The sequence below is a fragment of the Enterococcus sp. 3H8_DIV0648 genome (assembly GCF_002140655.1).
GTDB lineage: Bacteria > Bacillota > Bacilli > Lactobacillales > Enterococcaceae > Enterococcus_A > Enterococcus_A hulanensis.
The window spans coordinates 535,989-538,821 of record NZ_NGLG01000002.1 but is presented as its reverse complement, the minus strand read 5'-3'; the positions used below and the strand labels follow the sequence as shown (position 1 = coordinate 538,821).

The window sequence follows — 2,833 nt, the reverse complement described above, 5'->3', positions numbered from 1 at the left end:
TTAGCCTATTTGGTAGGTATCTACATATTTTAATATGTTTAGATATAAAAAAGAAAAATTAAGGGAGAGAAGTAGTAATGAAAAAGGTATTAGCAAGTGTTTTAGTAAGTGCAACAGTGTTAGGTTTTGGATTATCAGGTGTGACAGCTTTTGCTGATGACACAGGTGATGATGCTCAAACAGATATCGGAATTGGGTTTACTGATTATTCACCAGGTACTCGACCTGGAGATTTGGAAATCAAATGGGCTCCAAAAACTTTTGATTTTGGTTTGACGAACGAAGTAGCTAATTCCGCTGAAGTGTATTCGGAAGATACTGGAAAAAACAAATACATTGTTGTCAATGATGTACGTGATAAGACGGATGGTGTTTGGAAACTTACCGCTGGTTTAAGCAAACTACAAAGTGGTTCTATTGAATTAGTTGGGGCTGAATTAAAGTTTGATGCTGGTAAAAAAGGTTATCAAGGAACAGCAACTCCAGAAGTTCCTGGTTCAATCATTGATGGAACAGGTACCGCTGTAGTTAACGACGCACAGTACACATTAGCACAAGGCGCAACTGCGATCGACGTAATGCATGATGAAGGTGCCGCTGGCAAAACACATCAAGGTTTCTCAGTTCTTGAAATGGAGAACATCGAGTTATCAGTACCAAAAGGATCAGCAGCTTCCGGACGTCAGTACTCTGGTAAAATAAACTGGACTTTGGAAGATACGATTTAATTGTATAGAGGTGAGCAGGATACTAAATTCCTGCTCCTTCTTTTTCGGAGGATGATATGGTTAAATACTTTTGTAAAAAATATATTCCAAAATTCTTTTTCGGTTTACTAGTCATTTCACTGATTTTTACGTTTCCAGTTCATAGTTTTGCAGATTCAGATGATAAGGACAAAACAGAGCAAAGCCCAGCTGGATTTACAGTGGAAAGTATCATTCCAGATAATCAAGTGGATACCACGAAAACCTACTTTCATTTGGCATTACAACCAAATTCACCTCAAACGATTCAAGTGAAAATTAGAAGTCTAAAAAAGGAACCTGTTACAGTTGCTATTGATGTTCATAATGCAGTAAGTAGTTCTGTAGGGGCGATAGATTATGCTCAAAATGATCCTCAGTTAGATCCAAGTCTAAGTAAGCCGATCACAAGTTTTGTAAAAGTTAAAAGTAAAGATGTAGTTGTTCAAAATTTTGAAGAGAAAATCGTAGAAATCGATATCAATCCGCCAAAAAAAGCATTTTCTGGTGTAAAGCTGGGATCACTTCGATTTACGAATAAAGAAGAAGCAAAAAAACGAAAGAACGAGCTAAGTGCCGAATATGCATATGTAATAGCATTGATGGTTACTGAAGACGAAAAACCTTTCAATCACGGAGCAAACCTACATTTGAAAAATGTAAAATTACGTTTGTCTAATGGACGAAAAGTGATTGCGGCAAAGATTCAAAATGATCAACCTAAAGTTTTACAGAAGATGAAAATTAGTGGTCAAATTATAAATAAGGGGAACAATAAAAAGCTGTTTAATGAATCAATGGAAAATTTCTCGGTTGCACCAAATTCGAATTTCAATTTTGAAATTCCAGTAGGCGTCGAATATTTTAAACCGGGAACCTATGTATTCAAGGGGAAAGCTGAAGGAGATGATCGCATTTGGAAATGGGAGAGGACATTTACAGTCGATAAAGAAGAGGCTAATGAAACAGAAGAGAAATCGGTCTTTAAGATCACAGTTCCTAAATGGGTGCCTTGGGTAGCAATAGTTTTAATAATTGGAATGGTTGTTCTATTTGTTTATCTGTTTAGAAGACAGAATCAATGGAAAAAAGAAAGGGAGTGAAGGTTGTGAGAAAGATGAAATATGTTGTTTTGATAATTGCGACAAGTCTTTCATTTTGCATTCCGGCCTTTGCATCTGATCAAACAAGCAGTATCAATATTAGAATTAGTGAGGCGGATAATAATAAAACTCCGGAATCTTTTATTCAGAAGGAAAAACCAATGAACGTACTCCCACTGACTAGCGGAAGAGATATTGTGGCATCAAGTAGTCGGAAACGACTTCCACAAACAGGAGATCAAACCGGAATGGGCCTTTTAGAGTCTTTGGGTATGTTATGTTTAGTCATTTACTTTTGGTTGTACGTATTCTTCCGATTGAGATTGGAGGATGAAAATGATTAATTCAAAAGCGTTGAAATTGTGTCTTGTGTTGTTGTTTTTACCTGTAAACTCATACGAAGCAATTTCTACAACTCAATCCAGTGGTTCTTACAAAGTAGAATCCTCTGTTGAAAGTAGTGAAGCTTCGATTGAATCCGCTGCGAGCGATCTTGTTGAAAGTAGCAAGGAATCGACAAGTAATACATCAAAGGATACTGAATCTCATTCAAAAGAAACGACTGAATCAAGCGCACAAACCAGTGAAAAGAAAAGCACTAACGATAAAAGCATTAAACCTCTTGCAAGTACAGTACTCGTGGAAGGAAAACCCGGGGACTCGAAACCATATGATATTGATAGTGTTCTGGCGGCCGCGTTGAGAGCAAATTACATGAACATTGTCGGATCCGGTGCAATCACTAAAGAAAATCTCGCCAAATTAACAGAGGTTGATTTGCAGGATAGGAAGCTGGTCTCTTTAAAGGGACTTGAATTTGCCACTGGATTAATGACAATAGATGTTACTCTTAATAGAGAATTGGCAGAAATTGGTTTTGATCTTGGAAAGTTGAAACAATTGAAAACACTCAAATGCGCAAACACTGGAATCGTGAATTTGGATGTCAGCAAGAACACAGAACTAATAGAGTTAGATTGTAGT

At 37.0% G+C, this 2,833-nt stretch carries 4 protein-coding genes; all 4 read left to right on the top strand.

Going from position 1 to position 2,833, the window contains the following annotated elements:
• The first annotated feature begins 77 nt into the window (after window positions 1–77).
• Window positions 78–728, top strand: coding sequence for a WxL domain-containing protein (locus A5875_RS18890; RefSeq protein WP_088935126.1), 651 nt, complete (start codon window positions 78–80; stop codon window positions 726–728).
• A 56-nt stretch (window positions 729–784) separates the two neighbouring features.
• Window positions 785–1,849 (top strand): DUF916 and DUF3324 domain-containing protein, encoded by a 1,065-nt coding sequence (locus A5875_RS18885; protein ID WP_088935125.1) that lies wholly within the window; start codon window positions 785–787, stop codon window positions 1,847–1,849.
• The gene (locus A5875_RS18880) at window positions 1,828–2,193 is read left to right on the top strand and encodes a hypothetical protein (RefSeq protein WP_088935124.1); all 366 of its coding nucleotides are present in this window, start codon (window positions 1,828–1,830) and stop codon (window positions 2,191–2,193) included. The genes A5875_RS18885 and A5875_RS18880 overlap by 22 nt, the downstream gene beginning before the upstream one ends.
• Window positions 2,186–2,833: hypothetical protein (locus A5875_RS23850; protein ID WP_217809357.1), on the top strand; the 648-nt coding region annotated here is incomplete at its 3' end. The genes A5875_RS18880 and A5875_RS23850, both read left to right, overlap by 8 nt.